General features: G+C 63.6%; 12 protein-coding genes. 5 read left to right on the top strand and 7 right to left on the bottom strand.

Annotated elements, in window-relative coordinates; all coding sequences use genetic code 11:
• The first annotated feature begins 155 nt into the window (after positions 1-155).
• The 3 genes from OUZ30_RS11300 to OUZ30_RS11290 all read left to right on the top strand — a co-directional run bounded on the left by OUZ30_RS11300 (position 156) and on the right by OUZ30_RS11290 (position 4,455).
• Positions 156-1,094 (top strand): AraC family transcriptional regulator, encoded by a 939-nt coding sequence (locus tag OUZ30_RS11300; RefSeq protein WP_266182426.1) that lies wholly within the window; start codon positions 156-158, stop codon positions 1,092-1,094.
• 264 nt (positions 1,095-1,358) lie between these two features.
• Positions 1,359-2,924, top strand: a complete 1,566-nt coding sequence (locus tag OUZ30_RS11295) for a S10 family peptidase (RefSeq protein WP_283255893.1) — start codon at positions 1,359-1,361, stop codon at positions 2,922-2,924.
• 367 nt (positions 2,925-3,291) lie between these two features.
• Complete coding sequence (locus tag OUZ30_RS11290) at positions 3,292-4,455, top strand: acyltransferase family protein (RefSeq protein ID WP_266182424.1); 1,164 nt, start codon at positions 3,292-3,294, stop codon at positions 4,453-4,455.
• 97 nt (positions 4,456-4,552) lie between these two features.
• On the opposite strand, the gene OUZ30_RS11285 is transcribed toward OUZ30_RS11290, so the two are convergent.
• A complete protein-coding gene (locus tag OUZ30_RS11285) occupies positions 4,553-5,587 on the bottom strand; it encodes a TraB/GumN family protein (protein WP_266182423.1) in 1,035 nt (344 codons plus the stop codon).
• A gap of 311 nt (positions 5,588-5,898) precedes the next feature.
• On the opposite strand from OUZ30_RS11285, the gene OUZ30_RS11280 reads away from it, so the two are divergent.
• On the top strand, positions 5,899-7,107 hold the full coding sequence (locus OUZ30_RS11280; protein ID WP_266182422.1) for a DUF2252 family protein: 1,209 nt from the start codon (positions 5,899-5,901) through the stop codon (positions 7,105-7,107).
• A 67-nt stretch (positions 7,108-7,174) separates the two neighbouring features.
• On the opposite strand, the gene OUZ30_RS11275 is transcribed toward OUZ30_RS11280, so the two are convergent.
• Positions 7,175-7,885: an rRNA pseudouridine synthase gene (locus OUZ30_RS11275; RefSeq protein ID WP_266182421.1), complete on the bottom strand. Its 711-nt coding sequence runs from the start codon at positions 7,883-7,885 to the stop codon at positions 7,175-7,177.
• A gap of 209 nt (positions 7,886-8,094) precedes the next feature.
• On the opposite strand from OUZ30_RS11275, the gene OUZ30_RS11270 reads away from it, so the two are divergent.
• Positions 8,095-8,526, top strand: coding sequence for a GFA family protein (locus tag OUZ30_RS11270; RefSeq protein WP_266182420.1), 432 nt, complete (start codon positions 8,095-8,097; stop codon positions 8,524-8,526).
• Positions 8,527-8,532: 6 nt separating this feature from the next.
• Here the strand turns inward: OUZ30_RS11270 and OUZ30_RS11265 are convergent, their stop codons facing one another.
• The 5 genes from OUZ30_RS11265 to OUZ30_RS11245 all read right to left on the bottom strand — a co-directional run bounded on the left by OUZ30_RS11265 (position 8,533) and on the right by OUZ30_RS11245 (position 16,692).
• Positions 8,533-9,294, bottom strand: coding sequence for a ribonuclease H-like domain-containing protein (locus OUZ30_RS11265; protein WP_266182419.1), 762 nt, complete (start codon positions 9,292-9,294; stop codon positions 8,533-8,535).
• Between the two features lie 53 nt (positions 9,295-9,347).
• Positions 9,348-11,768 (bottom strand): DEAD/DEAH box helicase, encoded by a 2,421-nt coding sequence (locus tag OUZ30_RS11260; RefSeq protein WP_266182418.1) that lies wholly within the window; start codon positions 11,766-11,768, stop codon positions 9,348-9,350.
• 71 nt (positions 11,769-11,839) lie between these two features.
• Positions 11,840-13,423, bottom strand: a complete 1,584-nt coding sequence (locus tag OUZ30_RS11255) for an inorganic phosphate transporter (protein WP_266182417.1) — start codon at positions 13,421-13,423, stop codon at positions 11,840-11,842.
• Positions 13,424-13,601: 178 nt separating this feature from the next.
• A complete protein-coding gene (locus tag OUZ30_RS11250; protein ID WP_266182416.1) occupies positions 13,602-15,032 on the bottom strand; it encodes an aldehyde dehydrogenase family protein in 1,431 nt (476 codons plus the stop codon).
• Between the two features lie 16 nt (positions 15,033-15,048).
• A complete protein-coding gene (locus OUZ30_RS11245; RefSeq protein WP_266182415.1) occupies positions 15,049-16,692 on the bottom strand; it encodes an acetolactate synthase large subunit in 1,644 nt (547 codons plus the stop codon).
• Between the last annotated feature and the right edge of the window lie 18 nt (positions 16,693-16,710).

The following is a 16,710-nucleotide window of genomic DNA, read 5'->3' as shown; positions in this document are numbered from 1 at the left end:
GGATAGCGAAGGAGGGGAGTATGCGAGTCGTGGTCCGGCCACGGGTAGCCGGATCCTGCGAGATCCTTGCCTGATCCTGCGATGCTGCATGCCTCGCGCTCGCCATCGGGCGGAGGAACAGGCAATCTAGTCGGGCCCGAAATATCAGCAAAGTCATGAATAACAAGCTTTCTTCCCGTGCATTGGATTTGCGTCTCGAACAGGGGCGCGAGGAATTGACAGCGGTCGTTGAACGATTGACACCGGGCCAGGGCGTGCATGCCACGCGCTGGCCGACCCTGAGCCTGTTCCGCGCCGACTCGCCCAGCGTGCCTACCTGCGCCATGTACGGGCCGGGCCTGGGACTGGCCCTGCAGGGTGCCAAGCAGATCCTGCTGGGGCAGCAGACGTTTGTGCATGAACCCGCTTCGTATCTGGTGACCTCGGTCGATGTGCCGGTGTCGTCGCAGGTGCTGCGCGCGACACCGGACGAACCATGCCTGTGCCTGACGTTTCAGTTGGACCTGCAGCGCATCCGCGAACTGTTGCCCGGGGTGAAAACGCCTCGCGCCGCACCGGTGTCGTCACGGGGCTTGGCGTTCAGTCCCCTGGATGGCGGCCTGCTCGACCCTTTGTTGCGGCTGGCGCGCCTGCTCGATGCGCCGGACGACCTGGCCGTGCTGGGGCCGCTGATCGAGCATGAGTTGCTCTATCGCCTGCTGACGGGCGAGCAGGGCGCACATCTCGCGCAGATCGCGACCTCCGGTAGCCAGGGTCACCAGGTTTCGCGGGCCATCGACTGGCTGCGTCGCCACTACGACGAGCCACTGCGTATCGATGACCTGGCCGGGCGCGTGAACATGAGTGCGTCGTCGCTGCATCATCACTTTCGCGCGATCACGGCCATGAGTCCGCTGCAGTATCAAAAGCAGTTGCGCCTGCATGAGGCGCGCCGCCTGTTGCTGGTCGATCAATGCGACGTCGCCACGGCGGCGCATCGAGTAGGCTATGAAAGCCCTTCGCAATTCAGTCGCGAATACAGCCGCCATTTCGGTGCGCCGCCGTTGCGCGATGTGACGCGCCTGCGTCTCGCTGATGCGGACGCGATGACCTGAGTCCAGCGCGAGCCGAAGCGTCTGCGCTGCGGCATGCCGCGGTCCGTGCTGCGGCTGACGTCAGGCTCGATCCCGAGTCGCCGCAAGTCGCCCACCGCTGCTTACCCCTGCCTTACGGCACTGGTGACATGCCCCCGGCTTGCCGCATCAATGGCGGTTCGCATGTCGCGCGTATCCGGCCGCTTTCATCGAGAGCGGTGGTCGGGGAGCGCGTACCTGGCGAGTTTGCCGCTTCCCTTGAAACGCTTCCGTGTGAGACGCCTGATGATTCGTGATTTGCCTGTTCGTGTAACTCGTGTGGGGCGACGTGCCGCCTGGTGTGCCGTTGTGCTGGCAGCTGGCCTGGCGCTGGCGCCGTGGACGGTTGCCGCCGCCGCTGATGCCAAGCCTGATGCCAAGCCTGCCGCTGCCGATGCGGGTGCCGCCGAAAAGAAGAGCGACATCGAGCTGCCGCCGCTGCCCGCTGACAAGACCATCAAGCAAAGCGTCAAGGTGGGTGGCCGCACCGTTTCCTACGAGGCGACGGTGGGCGTGATTCCGGTGCGTAACGCCAAGGGCAAGAAAATCGCCGAGGTGGTCTACACCGCGTATACCGTTCCGGGCAACGATCCTCACCGACCAGTGACGTTCGCCTTCAACGGTGGTCCGGGTGCTTCGTCGGTTTATCTCAACATGGGCGCCATCGGTCCCAAGCGCATCCAGTTCGGTGTGGATGGCGATGCACCGTCGGACGCCGCGATCACCCAGGACAACCCGAACACCTGGCTCGATATGAGCGATCTGGTGTTCATCGACCCGGTCGGTACCGGCTTCTCGCGTTCGCTGGAAGACGAGGACACCACCAAGAAGGACTTCTATTCCACCGAGGCGGACATCAAGTATCTGTCGCGCGTGGTGTATGACTGGCTGGTCAAGCACGGCCGCCTGCGCGCACCCAAGTATGTGATGGGCGAGAGCTACGGTGGTTACCGTGCGCCGCGTATCGCCTACGCCTTGCAGACGCAGATGGGCGTGGGCGTGAATGGCCTGGTAATGGTTTCGCCTTATCTCGATCCGGCCGCCATTGGTGATGGCGACGCGCTGTCGCCGCTGCCGTGGATGATCAACCTGCCGTCGATGACCGCCGCCCACCTGGAGAGCCAGGGCAAGCTGACGCCAGCGGCGATGGGCGACGTCGAAAACTATGTGCGCACCCAGTACGTCACCGACTTCCTGGCCGGCCGTTCGGACCCGGGCGCGATCAGCCGGATGGTGCAGAAGGTTTCGGCCTATACCGGTCTGGACCCGTCGGTGGTGGCGAAGCTCGACGGGCGCGTCGATATCGGCACCTTCCTGCGTGAAGTGCATCGCAACGACAAGAAGATCGGCAGCGTGTACGACTCCAACGTGACCGCGTTCGATCCATTCCCCGGTTCCGCCGAACGCCAGTCGGGCGATCCGATCCTGGAAGCCCTGCTTGCGCCGACGACGAGCGCGATGGTGGACTTCGTGACCCGCGAAGTGGGTTGGAAGACCGATGCTCATTACGAGGCGCTGTCGTATGCGGTGAACAAGGCATGGGACCGTGGCGATGCGAACGACAAGCCGGTGGCCGACCTGCGCAAGGCGATCGGCAACGATCCGAACATGAAGGCCCTGATCGTGCACGGCTACAACGACTTGTCCTGCCCGTTCTATACCTCGCAGCTGATCCTCAACCAGATGCCCGGCTTTGGTCAGACCCAGCGCGTGAAGTTGTCGGTCTATCCGGGTGGCCACATGTTCTATAGCCGTCCCGCCAGTGCCGCTTCGTTCAAGGCTGACGCCGCGGCGATGTACAACGCCAAGTAAGACAGCTCAGCCTCTGGCCACCACGCGTTCCGTATTGCGATGAAGACGCTGCGGGAAGCGTGTTGGCCCAGGGGCCGCGGCAATGACTGGCGCCATCGTCAGCTATCGATGGCGTCGTCGTTTTCGTCCTGACGATGACGCCTTGGGCGCGGGCAGAAGCCCAAATACAGTGATGCCACGGCCAGACCACGCGCCATAGCTAGACACGATCCTGGCCGCCAGGCGGCTAGTGGCGCCGCGCTTTTTTTTCACGTATCAGATTTCATGAAAATCGGTGCCTCGTGCCACGGCGGCGCCCCAAAAGCTGCTCCGAATGGGCATGTATGGCAGGCATGATCGCCAGCCAGATTCACATCAAGGGATCATGATGAACCGCCTGCCAGGCCTGGATCTTCTGCGCGCGATCGCGATCGTATGGGTGATGATTTTCCACTCCTACTTCGTGGGAGGTTGGGGACACTTCGGCGGCGTGGAAGAGTACGGCTGGATGGGTGTCGACTTGTTCTTCGTCCTCAGTGGCTACCTCATCGGTTCGCAGTTGCTCAAGCCGCTGGCCGAAAACCAGGCGCTGTCACTGGCCGACTTCTATGTGCGACGGGCTTTCCGCATCCTGCCGGCCTACCTGGTCGTGGTGGCTCTTTACTTCGCGCTGCCCGCGATCCGCGAAGCGCCTGGCATCCAGCCGCTGTGGCAGTTCCTGACGTTCACGGTGAACTTGCTGATCGATGCCCAGCACAACCTCGCGTTCTCGCACGTGTGGTCGCTGTGTGTCGAAGAACACTTCTATCTGCTGTTCCCGTTGTTGGCGTGGTGGTTGGCGCGCCGGCCGTCGGCACCACGGTTTATCGCCGTGTGCATGGCGGTCATTGCTGCCGGCATGCTGATTCGTGGCTACGTGTGGCTGCAGGAGTTGGCACCGGCCGGGGCCGCCGGCGATGGCGCCGAAGCGCAGCGGCATTTCCTCGAAGGCATCTACTATCCCTCATGGTCGCGCCTGGATGGTTTGTTGGCGGGTGTGGTGCTGGCCACCATCAAGGCTTATCGCAAACCGCTATGGGCGCGGCTGCAGCGTCGTGCGAACGCCTTGCTGCTGATCGGCTTGGCCATCGCGGGCACGGCCATCTGGCTGTTTCGCGATCGCGCGAGTTTCATCCCGTCGCTGCTGGGCTACCCGCTGCTGTCATTGGGCCTCGGGTTTATCGTGCTGGCTGGCACCAGTGCACAGGGCTTGCTGGGGAGGCTGAAGATTCCCGGCGCGGGCTGGCTCGCACTGGTGTCGTACAGCCTCTATCTCACGCATAAGGCGGTATTCCATCTCGTCCGTGTGGCGCTGGGCCAGCATCTGGACGGGCATGCCTTCGCCGCCTTCGTCGTTTACGCCGTGGCGGTGCTGCTGGTCGGTGCGCTATTGCACTACGGTGTGGAGCGTCCCTTCCTCCGTTGGCGTGATCGTTACCGGAAGCCTTCCGGCGAGACCTCGCCTGCATCGACGGCGCCCGCGTCACCGATCATGGCGACGGATGTGCCGTAGCCGCCGATAAAAAGCGCGAAGTCGGCGCTGCTCTTCACCCGTTGGCGTGGTGCGGGGCGGTAGTGATCGGTGCCGGGATATAGCTAGTTCTGCTTGGCTAATTCTGCTCATCCGGGGCCTCCACGCGATAGCCCTGGGCCTTGAGTTTGGCGAGGAAACCGTCGGGCGCGAGTATTTGTTCCATCGACAGCACGGCGACGGAACGGTTGTTTCGAACGAGCGAGGATTCGGCAGCCTCCATCCACGCCTTTTCGATGCGTTGCGGCAGGTCGGGAATATTCAGCTGCTGCGCAAAATCGCCATTGATCGCGGCGACCACGCATGACTCGTAGGTCGCCCCCTGCGACAGGCTCTGCAGTGTCCTCATGTCTCCGGTAGCCCAGGCATTGGCGCGTTTGGTGAGCGTGCCCATGTCGTGCTCGACGAGGTGCATGGTCTGATCCAGGCAGGCGATATCCTGCTGCCTGCCCTGATCGGCCGTCTGGGCGAGTGGCGGCGCGTGCGGTATGAGCAGCTGATAGGTGACCGGAAGAACGCGCGTGCCGTGCTTGCGCGCCAGCTTCTGCACGATGGCGGCGACATCGGTTTCATTGGTGAGGCCCGCCGACGCCAGCGCCGCTTCGTAGAGCTGTTGGGCGACGACGATAGGGCGCAAGTATTCCAGGGCGTCGTCATTGCCAAGGTACTGGCGCCTGAGTACCAGCCATCGATCGTACATCTCCGGCGGGAGCAGTTTTTGTAGCGTCGCGCCATCGGGGTTCAGGCGGGCGGAAGGCTGCAAGGCCAGCCGGTTGAAGAGGCTGGTCGGCATCTTCAACTCGGCGGATGGCGGTTCAAGCAATTCCTTGGCGCTTGCCAGGACTTTTTCGACCTGTGCTGTTTGCCACTCTGCGTGCTTGGGCAGGGGGGACAGTGTGCCTAGCACCCATAAGATGTGATCACCCCGGCGTACGCGCCAAAGCGCTGGACCCGGCTGTTGCCCGGTCACGGTGACGGCCTGAAGGCTGACAACGCTGTCGGGGGATGGTGGCTTGATCGCGCTGGCGGCGTTCGCGGGCGGCACGGCAGACTGCGCCCATACAGGCATCGCCATGATCAGGGCGGCGACATAAATTGCGATCTTCCCTTGCATCGTGAGGCTCCTCGCGGTGACACGACGGCCCGTTGGCGCCTGAATGGCATCGCCATCGGCCATGCCTGCTCGTAGGCCAGGTGGCGCCAGCGGCAGGGTGATCCGGCGCTGATGATTGAACACCACTCGCGTTCGCGGCGCCACTGCGCAATGCCCGCAGCCTCGATGGTCATGACAAACGCGGCGGCGATTTGCGCATTCGCGTTAGGCAGCGGCGCCACGATTACTTGCGCCTGGCGTGTTCCCCGGTAATGACAACGAATCCTTCATCGCAGGCCGACGAGGATGAGGGCTTGGGCCGAGGGCAGTCGATGTCACGCGCGAAGCAAGCCACCCTATCGCCCCGTCGCCGGGCAGCAGCGCTGGCGACAAGGCGCCATCGCAAGATGGCGCGATCCGCCCATGCTTATGTGCGCGGAAATACCGGGCAGTTCTACGCTTGGCTTGCGGACGAAGGCGCGTCCCTTCTGCCCGATGGGCCGGCGATCTGGATCTGCGGTGATTGCCATGTCGGCAACCTGGGGCCGGTGGCCGACGATCAAGGTCGTGTGCATATACAGCTACGCGATTTCGATCAAAGCGTCATCAGCAATCCGGCCTACGACCTCATCCGGCTCTCGTTGTCCCTGGCGATGGCGGCGCGAGGCTCGGATCTCCCGGGCATTACCACGGCCGAAATGATGGAAGCCGTGCTGGATGGTTATGAGGCAGCGTTTCCCGAAGTGGACGAGCCCGAGCCCGTCATGCCAGATACGATCAAACTGGTGATGAAGCTTGCAGCACAGCGAAATTGGAAGGCACTGGCGCACGAGCGCATCCAGGGTGTCGAGACGCGCTTCCCCTTGGGCTCCGAGTTCTGGCCGATCACGGACAAGGAGCGCAAAGCGATTGCGGCGCTGTTCCGCGAACCGGAACTGGCGGAGCTGGCAACCCAGCTGCGCCACCGCGACACGCAAGGCAAGGTGGCCGTGCTCGACGCCGCGTACTGGCGCAAGGGCTGCAGTTCGCTGGGCCGTCTGCGCTATGCAAGCTTGCTCGATGTCGATGGGGGAAGCGTCGAGGGTGATGACCTCTGTCTTATCGATATCAAGGAAGCCGCCGCATCCGTTGCCCCGCGGGCATCGGGCGTGCGCATGCCCAGAGATCACGCCGAGCGAGTCGTGTTGGCTGCTCGGCGTCTGTGCCCTGCCTTGGGCGACCGCATGCGTGCAACGCATCTGCTCGGCAAGCCGGTCTTCGTGCGGGAGCTGCTACCGCAGGATCTCAAGCTGGACATCGTGCGCATCAAACGCAAGCAGGCCGTCCGGTCGGCTGCCTATCTCGCTCATGTGCTTGGCCGTGCCCACTCGACGCAAATGGATATCGACACCCGACGTTCCTGGCGCAACGAGCTTCATCGCCACCACACGCGCACGCTGGCCGCTCCTTCATGGCTTTGGCGCGCGGTTACCGGCTTGCTTGCCGTCCACGAACGTGAGTACTTGAATCATTGCAGGGCGTATGTCGGCGGCCGCGCGTAGCGCCCGGAGGGTGAGCTGCGGTGCAGCGTTCCCGAGCATGCACCGTCGTAGGTACTCAATAGGGCATTCAGAACCGGTCGGTGCTGGCGAGATAACGCCATTGACCCGGCTGGAGGCGCGACATCGGAATGCGGCCAACGCGGATGCGCTTGATCGCCAGCACCTTCAGCCCAACCGCATTGCACATGCGTTCGACCAGGTTGGGCGAGATCCGCTTCAGGGCGAAACGCAGGTGGGTTTCGTTCTGCCAGCTGACCTTGATCGGCGGCAACGCGTAGTTGTTGAAACTGAGCCCGTGACTGAGCAGGGCGAGACCATTCGGCGCGAGCTCGCCGGCAACTTCAACGATCATCTCCTGTTCAATGCGATCGCTGTCCTCTTCCAGTCGACGCTTGACCCGCCAGTCCTGCGTAAACACCAGCAGCCCGCTAGCGATGTCGGGCAAGGGCAGGGGCGATTCCAGTCGAGCGAAATGGCGTTTCAGCAGGCGCACGCCGGAGGCATCGTCATCGGCGTGGCTTTCGATGCTGATCAAGGAGCGCGCCTGGTCGGCGGAAAGGCCGGCGGGTTTGTGCAAGACCAGGGTGGCGGGCTCGGCGGGTTCGAGCTGCGCCTGCGGATCGATCTCGATGAGTTGATCCAGCACCTTGAACTGCGGCTCTTCCACCGTCTCACCATTCACCCGCACCCAGCCGCCTTCGATGTACATCTCTGCCTCGCGCCGAGAGCACTGGGCCATGGCGGCGATACGTTTGGCGAGGCGGACGGGTTCGGTCATCAGGGGTGGCCAGCGGTGAGGATGCTTATTGTAGGCGGTGTTGCGAAGACAACCATGAAAAGCTGTGAGCGCCTCATGTTTCGCACCGATGGCCGGGAGCGGCTTCGAGGCCGTCGCAGGGTCCGTTTCCGGCACGGGGTAGGTATGCTCCAGCGCAAGCGAGCCTGGAACGGGTTCGGTCGTCTGGTTCATCAACGGATATCGAAAGCATGCTCATCCACGGTCAATGCCATTGCGGGAACATCGCCTTTTCGCTGATCTGGGAGCCCGAGCCCAGCGAGATTCCCGCACGCGCCTGCGATTGCTCCTTTTGCACGAAGCACGGCGGCGTATGGACTTCCTGTCCGGGTGGCTCGCTGAAGGTCGTGGTGAACGAGCCGACGTGCGTATCCCACTATACGTTCGGCACCAAGACGGCGGTATTCCACACCTGCTCCCGCTGCGGCGTCGTGCCGGTGGCCACCAGCGAGGTCGATGGCCGCCTGTATGCGGTAGTCAGTGTCAACGCATTCGATGATGTGGATGCATCGCTCATTCGTCGCGCGATGGGTAGCTTCGAGGGTGAAGACATGGCCTCGCGACTCGCCCGTCGGCAGCGCAACTGGATCGCGGATGTCGAGTTCGTGGAAGCGGCCCGCTAACAGGGCCTATGCATCGGATTCATCCGTGAAGTGACCCAGGATGCCGCCAAGGCTGCGCAGGTCCTGGCTGTTGTGCCGCGCGACGCGGTGCAGTGGCGCGGCCGAGCCGCCGCGCAGAAATCCTAACCAGGCCGCCGGCGCTTCCGAACCGGGCAGATCGTCTTCGCGCACGACGTGCAGCAGTTGTCGTTCGACGGTGGCGAGGCGGCAATTTTCCCATACGCCGCGCCAGCGTCGGCGCACGGGATGGAGCAGGTCGATATGAGCCAGCCCGTTCAACGGACAAGCGCGCTGATGGAGACGAAAGCGCGTCTTCAGCAGCGGCGCGTCATAGGATTTGCCGTTGTAGCTGACCAGGACGGTGTCTGGACGCAGCCAGGACGCGAAGCAGTCCAGCATGGCGGTTTCAGCGGCGAGCGTGGTGATCAGCAGCTGGCGTTCGCGAAACTGGCCCTGATGCCAGTCTGCCACGCCAATCATGAAAGCCCGGGTGCCCGTGCCACCCGCCAAGCCCGTGGTTTCCGTGTCGAACAGCAGCAGTCGCTCCGGTTCGATACTTTCGCCAATGCGGGCGAACGAGGCATCGAAGGTGGAAGGCGAGGGCGGCCAGATGCCGCTCACTTCGCTCAGCTGCAAGCCCGCTGCGATGGTGCGGCCGGGCAGCACGTCCCGCTCCGCGGAAGGGCGTGACAAGCCGGGCTTGCGCTGCCGCACGCCGAGCAATTGACTCAAGCCCGCTGGAAGTGGGTCGGAGCGACGAAGCGGCATGGGCGTGACGCCAGCCTGGCGACGGAGGCCACGCAGTCTGTCCGCGAATGCGCTCATAGGGCGACGACGAGATCGAGCACGCGCGTGGCCAGCGCCTTCAGCGGCGTTTCGTTGCGCTCGTCGGAAGCGAGCACCGGCCCCACGCAGGCTGGGCAGCCCGTGCGACAGTCGCATCGCATCACCAGCTCCCGCGCCAGCCGCACCAGGTCCTCGCGGCGCTCGTAAAGTGGCGCGCTCAAGCCGACGCCGCCAGGGAAGGCGTCGTAGAGATAAAGCGTCGGCATAAAGGGCCCGTGCGTGCCGGCATCAAGCTCACCCAGGCTGGAGCGCACCTGTGCGCGTCCATGGAGGTCAGGCGTGGCGAACCATGCACCATCGCCGCTGCCCACCGCCTTCTGCAGATCGCGTGCCTCGGCCATCACCGCCACCGTCGCGACGATATGCAAGGCATGGGCCGCGGCGAGGAAGCCGTCCAGCGCTTGCTGGCGATGGTCGAAGGCCTGGTCGAGCGCGCGCTGCGGCAGCTGCCACCAGACCGCAGTGGTATGGAGTTCGAGATCCGGCAAGTTGACCGGGCCGTAGCCGATGTTCTCGTGCGTGTAATAGCGAATCTTCTTGTAGCCGGCGACGCGCCGGGCCACATGGACCTCGCCGTGGTGCGCGCTACCCGCGCCGGCCGGCGCGTTATCGAATGCCTCCAGCACCTTGAGCTTGGTGTAATCGATGGCGTCCGTGTAGTAGTCGGCGTTGGTGCGCGTGACATAGGCTTTGCGGCCGGTCCAGTCCAGGCGCTCCACCTGATACGGCACCGACTGGATCATGTGGATGGCGCCCTCGTACAAGGTCAGCGCGGCAGCGCTGAAGTCGACCTCCGCCACGATGGTCTGCCGTCCATGCGTGCGGTCGACGACGACGAAGTTGCCGTCCGCCACCGAGCGCAGGGAAACGACGTTGGCCGGATAGCTGTCGGCAATCCATTCGAAGCGGGCGCCTTCCTGATGCAAGACTCCTTCTTCGGCCAGGACTTGCAGCCACGGCGTGGCGTCCTGTGGACCAAACAGGTCACCGCTATGGAAGGGGAGTTCGAAAGCGGCGCAGCGAATATGGTCAAGCAAGATCAGCGGCTGGTCGGGCGCAATGCGGGCATGCTCCGGCGATGCGCACTGGAAGAATTCAGGGTGACGGACCAGGTATTGGTCGAGCGGGTCGCTGCTGGCTACCAGTACGCCAAGCGATGCCTGTTGGCGCCGTCCGGCACGCCCGAAGCGTTGCCAGGTGGCGGCCACGCTACCGGGGTAGCCGTTCAGCACCACCACGTCGAGCGCGCCGATGTCCACGCCAAGCTCAAGCGCCGACGTGCTGACGATGCCGTCCACCTGGCCGGCGCGCATCTCGCGCTCCGCCGCACGACGTTCGGTGGGCAGATAGCCACCTCGATACGCCCGAATGCGCGCCGGCTTGCGCGGGTCGCTATCGAACACGTCCTTCAGATACTTCGTCAGCACCTCCACCATCAGGCGCGATTGCGCAAACACCAGCGTCTTCAGGCCGGCACGAATGGCCGTGCGGGCAATACGATTGGACTGCGATCGTGCCGATGCGCGCAGTCCCAGGTCCGGGTTCACCACCGGCGGGTTCCACAGCAGGACATGTTTCTCCCCCACCGGAGCGCCGCTTTCGGTAATCGCGGTGACGGGTTGTTCGATCAGTGCGCTGGCGTGTTCGGCCGGATTGCCGATGGTGGCCGAGCACAGGATGAATTGCGGCGAGACGCCGTAGAACGCGCATACGCGCTGCAAGCGCCGCAGCACATTGGCCACGTGGGAACCGAACACGCCGCGATAGGTGTGCACCTCGTCGATCACCACGAAACGCAGGTTCTCGAAGAACTGCGCCCATTTCGTGTGATGCGGCAGGATGGCCTGATGCAGCATGTCAGGATTGCTCACCACGATATCGCCGTGCAGGCGGATGGCCTGGCGCGCATCGCCGGGCGTGTCGCCATCGAAGGTGAACGCCTTGACGCCCAGCGAGCCCGCCTGGTTGAGCTCCAGCAAGTCCGCCACCTGATCCTGTGCCAGTGCCTTGGTGGGAAACAGGAACAACGCCTTGGATTGTTGCTGGATGGCGGCGCTGATCACTGGCAGCGTGTAGCAGAGGGACTTGCCGGAAGCCGTGGGCGTGGCGACGACGACGTGCTCACCTGCCGCGGTGGCCTGCCAGGCTCGGGCTTGGTGCGCGTAGAGGCGGTCGACGCCGCGTGCGCGCAATGCATCCATCAGCGGTGCCGGCATATCCGGGGGCAGGGGAGCGTACTCGCCCTCTTTTCCAGGCAACACGAAGGCACCGGTGATGCGATCGTGATAACGCCGCGCGAGTCGCCGGGTCAGTTGGTCCCCTCCGCTGACCGGCGCGGCGAGCGCCCCGTCCTGTCGCACGTCTCGTTGGGCCAGGGGGTTGGGCAAGGCGTTCATCAGCAGGCTCCGTCGGAGCCCGCATTGCAACGGCCGGCGGTCTCAATAGCTGAGACTGCCGGCGTGGCTGGCTAAAAAAGATGGCGCAGGACGATGTACAGGCCGCCGGCCAGCAAGATCGAAGCGGGCAGGGTCAGTACCCATGCCATCAACAAGTTGCGCACCGTGCTCCATTGCAGGCCGGAGCCATTCGCGGCCATGGTGCCGGCAACGCCGGAGGTGAGCACATGCGTGGTACTGACGGGCAGGTGATACATGTCGGCGGCCTGGATCAAGCCCATCGCGACGAACTCGGCGGAGGCGCCTTGCGCGTAGGTCAGGTGTTCCTTGCCGATCTTCTCGCCCACCGTCACCACGATGCGCTTCCAGCCCACCATGGTGCCCAGGCCCAGCGCGAGCGCCACGGCCACCTTTACCCACAGCGGAATGAACTGGATGGCCTTGGTGCCCAGGCCTTTCCAGGTCGTGAGCGTGGCCGTCTGCTCCGTGCTCAAGCCCGGCTGCGTCAGCACCAGGGGGATGACGGTATTGGCCAGGTAGATGTCGTTACGCACGTTGCCCATCTGGTCCTGCGGCACGGAGCGCAGCGAGGGGCGGTTGCCCACTTGATGATCGATTTCGGCGATCAACGCGGCCAGCGCCGGTGCCGTTCCGGGCAGCAGGGCATGCTGCTGGATAGCGGTAGTGATCACCGCGCGCGGATCGCCAACGACAGGCGTGGTATCGCCCAGGCCACTCAGCACCTGGCGGGTCTCCATCGAGACCTCATGGAAGGTCTTCACCTGGCCGCCGGAGACGGCGCCATTCAGGGCATAGGCCGTAGGCACCGTGCCGATCAGGATCAGCATGATCAGACCCATGCCTTTCTGGCCATCGTTGGAACCATGGCTGAAGCTCACGCCGGTGCACGTGAGCACCAGCAGAGCGCGGATCGGCCACGGCGGCGGCTTGTTGCCTTCCGGTGCGCGATACAGCGCCGGAATTTTCACCAGGCTCTTCAACAGATACATCAGCAGGCCGGCGAGAATAAAACCGGCGATCGGCGAGAAGATAAGCCCCCTGAACACATTGATCGCGGCGCCCCAGTCGACGCCGCTGGTGGCCGTGTTTTCCGCGATCAGCTGATTGGCCAGGCCCACGCCGATGATCGAGCCGATCAAGGTATGCGAGGACGAGTTCGGCAGTCCGAAATACCAGGTGCCGAGATTCCAGATGATGGCCGCCAGCAACAGGGCGAACACCATCGCGAAGCCGGCGTGGCCACCGACCTGCAGGATTAGCTCCACCGGTAACAACGACACCACCGTGAACGCTACCGCGCCGGACGAGGTCAGCACGCCCAGGAAGTTGAATACACCTGACCAGATCACCGCCATATTGGCCGGCATGGAGTTGGTGTAGATCACCGTGGCCACGGCGTTGGCCGTGTCATGGAAGCCGTTGACGAACTCGAAGCCCAGCGCGATCAGCAGGGCGACGCCAAGCAGGATGAAGGGTGCGGTCGCGTGCGATTTGACGACGGAGAGATCGTCGACCAGATGCAGGCCGGCATAGCCGGCACCGACCAGCAAAATCGCGCCAAAGAGCAGGGCAAAGACCCGGCCGGAACCTTGACTTCGAGGCGAGACAGCGACAGCGGCGGCTTCGGTCTGCATGGGTATTCCCTCGTGGTCGGCCCGGCCGAAGCTAAGCACTGCACAAGACAGCAACGTGACAGCTGGGCAGGTTGAATGGAGTGCGGCGAAATCCAGGTGGAGGTGCGGCAATGAACGGCCGGACGACAGGTGATCCGGCCGTTCGCGGATCGTGAGCAGGTTTGCGGGAGGGCCTCGTTTAAAGCTCCCGCATCACCATGAGACGCAGCTCGGTCATGTCTTCGATCGCGTAGCGCACACCTTCGCGACCGATGCCCGAGAGCTTGGCGCCACCGTAGGGCATGCTGTCCATGCGGAAACTGGGCACGTCGTTGACGATCACGCCACCTTGTTCCAGTTCGTTCCAGGCGCGCATGGCATGGTCAAGGCTGTCGGTGAAGATGCCGGCCTGCAGGCCATAGTCCGAATCATTGACCATTGCGACCACGTCATCGAACTTGCGATACGGCGCCAGCAGGGCAAACGGGCCGAACGCTTCGTTGCGATGGGCCTTGCTGTCAGAAGGCACGTCTTCCATCAAGGTCGCTTCCAGCATGGCGCCGTTGCGCTTGCCGCCACATAGCACCTTGCCGCCGGCCTTGCGCGCTTCCTCGATCCAGCCGTGCAGGCGCTCGGCCGCGACCTCGTCGATCATCGGGCCGAGGAAGGTATCCTTTTTCTTCGGGTCACCGGCCTTGAGTTTCTTGACGGCAGCGACCAGGTGCTTTTTCAGTTCGTCGTAGACCGACTCGTGCGCGTAGATGCGCTGCACACTGATGCAGCTTTGGCCCGATTGATAGAACGCGCCGAACACCAGCCGATCGACGACGCGGTCCAGCTTCGGTCCCTGGTCGGCGTCGACGATGCAGGCGGCATTGCCACCCAACTCCAACGTGACCTTCTTGTGGCCCGCCCGCGCTTTCAAGTCCCAGCCGATCTGGCTGCCGGTGAAGGAGAGCAGCTTGAAACGCGGATCTTCCACCAGTGGGCCGGCGTGCTTGCCGTCCAGATTGAGCACGGAGAATGCGCCCTTGGGCAAATCGGTTTCGGCCAGCACCTCGCCGATGATCAGCGCGCCGATGGGCGTACGCTCGGCCGGCTTGAGTACGAAGGGGCAACCCGCAGCAATGGCTGGGGCAACTTTGTGGGCGACCAGGTTCAGCGGAAAATTGAATGGCGTGATAAACGACACCGGCCCCAGCGGTACGCGCTTGGTATAACCGTGATAGCCATTCAGGCGTTGGGCGATCTCCATGTTGAAGGTCTCGCCGTTGACGCGCACGGCTTCCTCGGCCGCGATGCGAAACGTTTCGATAAGGCGGGTCACTTCGCCATCGGAGTCCTTGATCGGTTTGCCAGCCTCCACGCACAGCGCATAGGCCAGCTCCTCACGTCGCTCCGTGAAGCGATCGGCACAGTGTTGCAGCACCAGCTGTCGCGCCCAGGGTTTGAATTCACGCATCGGGCCGCTGGCTTTCACGGCGGCGGCGATGGCTTTTTCGGTGGCTTTCGCATCCGGTACGGCCACGCGCGTGGCTACCTTGCCGCTGTACTTGTCCAGCACATCCATCATTTCCTTCGAGGTCTGTGGCTGGTTGGCGAGATAGTAGGGATAGCTTTTCGCGAGCATGCATGACTCCGCTCGATCAGACGGCAGCACTCAGCCGGCGGATCTCTTCGTTGAGGATGGGGTGGTTGTCGGAATAGTCGATGACCAGATCGATCAGGTGCACGCCGCCGCTGTCGAAGGCGCGCTTGAGCGTGGGAAGAAAGGCATCGGCGCTGTCCGGACGATGTCCATGCGCGCCGTGTGCTTGGGCAAAGGCGACGAAATCGGGGTTGCCGAACACCATGCCGTAGTCGGTGAAACCCATTTCCGCCTGCTTCCAGCGAATCATGCCGTACGCATCATCGCGCAGCAGCAGGATCACCAGGTCGAGCTTCAGTCGCACGCATGTTTCCAGCTCCTGCGCGTTCATCATGAAGCCGCCGTCGCCGCAGATGGCCAGGACCTTGCGCTCGGGGTAGACCATTTTTGCAGCCATCGCCGAAGGCAGTCCGGCGCCCATGGTAGCCAGCGCGTTATCGAGCAGGATCGTGTTCGGCTGGCGCGCACGGTAATAGCGCGCGTACCAGATTTTGTACATGCCATTGTCCAGGCAAAGCACGCCATCGTCCGGCATGTAGCGGCGGGTGTCGTCCACGATGCGCACCGGATGCATGGGGAAGCGGGGATCGTCCGCGTGGACGCGCAATTGTTGGTGGAACGCCACGCGCACGCGATCGAAATAGGCGAAATCCCAATGCTCCTGCGCTTGCAGTGCATCGGTAAGCCGCTCCACGGTGTGCGCAATATCGCCGACGACTTCGATCTGTGGAAAGTAGACCGCGTCCACCTCGGCCGAGGAAAAGTTGATGTGGATGACGGTGCGTCGTCCCTTTTGCATGAAGAACGGCGGCTTCTCCACCACGTCGTGGCCGACATTGATGATCACATCCGCCGCACTAATGGCACGATGCACGAAATCGCCGTCGGAGAGCGCCGCGTTGCCAAGCCAGAGAGGATGGTCCTCGTCGATCACGCCCTTGCCCATCTGGGTGGTAAAGAACGGGATGCCCAGCTTGTCGATGAAGGCGCGTAGCGCCACCGTGGTGCGTTGGCGGTTGGCGGCGGCGCCGATCATCAGGATCGGATGCTTTGCGTTGCTGATCGCCTCGGCGGCCTGCACCAGCGCGGCATCATCCGGCGCAGGGCGGCGGGCGTACTCGGTGGGCAACAGGGTCGGGTCGTCCACCTGGTCCCGGGCGATGTCCTCGGGCAGCTCCAGATGTACCGCGCCCGGGCGTTCCTCCTCTGCGCGGCGGAAGGCTTCGCGCACGCGAGCAGGAATGGTCGACGCGGACACCAGCTGGCGGGTGAACTTGGTCAACGGTTGCATCATGTCGACGACGTCGACCAACTGGAAAAGCCCTTGCTTGGTTTCGCGGATGGGCTTTTGTCCGGTAATCATCAACATCGGCATGGCGCCGAGCTGGGCATACGCCGCCGCGGTAACCAAATTGGTTGCACCGGGCCCCAAGGTGGACAGCGCCACGCCGGCTTCGCCGGTGAGCCGGCCCCAGGTGGCCGCCATGAAGCCCGCTGCCTGTTCGTGCCGGGTGACGATCAGGCGGATCGACGAATCGCGCAGCGCTTCGACCAGATCCAGGTTTTCCTCACCCGGCACGCCAAAGATGCTGCGCACGCCCTCCGCTTCCAGTGCCTTGACGAACAGTACAGCTGCCTTCATGCCGCGCTCCTCGGATGG

It is taken from the genome of Dyella humicola (assembly GCF_026283945.1).
Lineage (GTDB): Bacteria > Pseudomonadota > Gammaproteobacteria > Xanthomonadales > Rhodanobacteraceae > Dyella > Dyella humicola.
Note: the sequence above shows the minus strand (reverse complement) of the source record. Positions and strands in the feature narration are given on the sequence as shown.

Coding starts and splice junctions, on each gene's coding strand:
- OUZ30_RS11300 (WP_266182426.1), top strand. CDS start 156: ATGAATAACAAGCTTTCTTCCCGTGCATTGGATTTGCGTCTCGAACAG.
- OUZ30_RS11295 (WP_283255893.1), top strand. CDS start 1,359: ATGATTCGTGATTTGCCTGTTCGTGTAACTCGTGTGGGGCGACGTGCC.
- OUZ30_RS11290 (WP_266182424.1), top strand. CDS start 3,292: ATGAACCGCCTGCCAGGCCTGGATCTTCTGCGCGCGATCGCGATCGTA.
- OUZ30_RS11285 (WP_266182423.1), bottom strand. CDS start 5,587: ATGCAAGGGAAGATCGCAATTTATGTCGCCGCCCTGATCATGGCGATG.
- OUZ30_RS11280 (WP_266182422.1), top strand. CDS start 5,899: ATGTCACGCGCGAAGCAAGCCACCCTATCGCCCCGTCGCCGGGCAGCA.
- OUZ30_RS11275 (WP_266182421.1), bottom strand. CDS start 7,885: ATGACCGAACCCGTCCGCCTCGCCAAACGTATCGCCGCCATGGCCCAG.
- OUZ30_RS11270 (WP_266182420.1), top strand. CDS start 8,095: ATGCTCATCCACGGTCAATGCCATTGCGGGAACATCGCCTTTTCGCTG.
- OUZ30_RS11265 (WP_266182419.1), bottom strand. CDS start 9,294: ATGCCGCTTCGTCGCTCCGACCCACTTCCAGCGGGCTTGAGTCAATTG.
- OUZ30_RS11260 (WP_266182418.1), bottom strand. CDS start 11,768: ATGAACGCCTTGCCCAACCCCCTGGCCCAACGAGACGTGCGACAGGAC.
- OUZ30_RS11255 (WP_266182417.1), bottom strand. CDS start 13,423: ATGCAGACCGAAGCCGCCGCTGTCGCTGTCTCGCCTCGAAGTCAAGGT.
- OUZ30_RS11250 (WP_266182416.1), bottom strand. CDS start 15,032: ATGCTCGCGAAAAGCTATCCCTACTATCTCGCCAACCAGCCACAGACC.
- OUZ30_RS11245 (WP_266182415.1), bottom strand. CDS start 16,692: ATGAAGGCAGCTGTACTGTTCGTCAAGGCACTGGAAGCGGAGGGCGTG.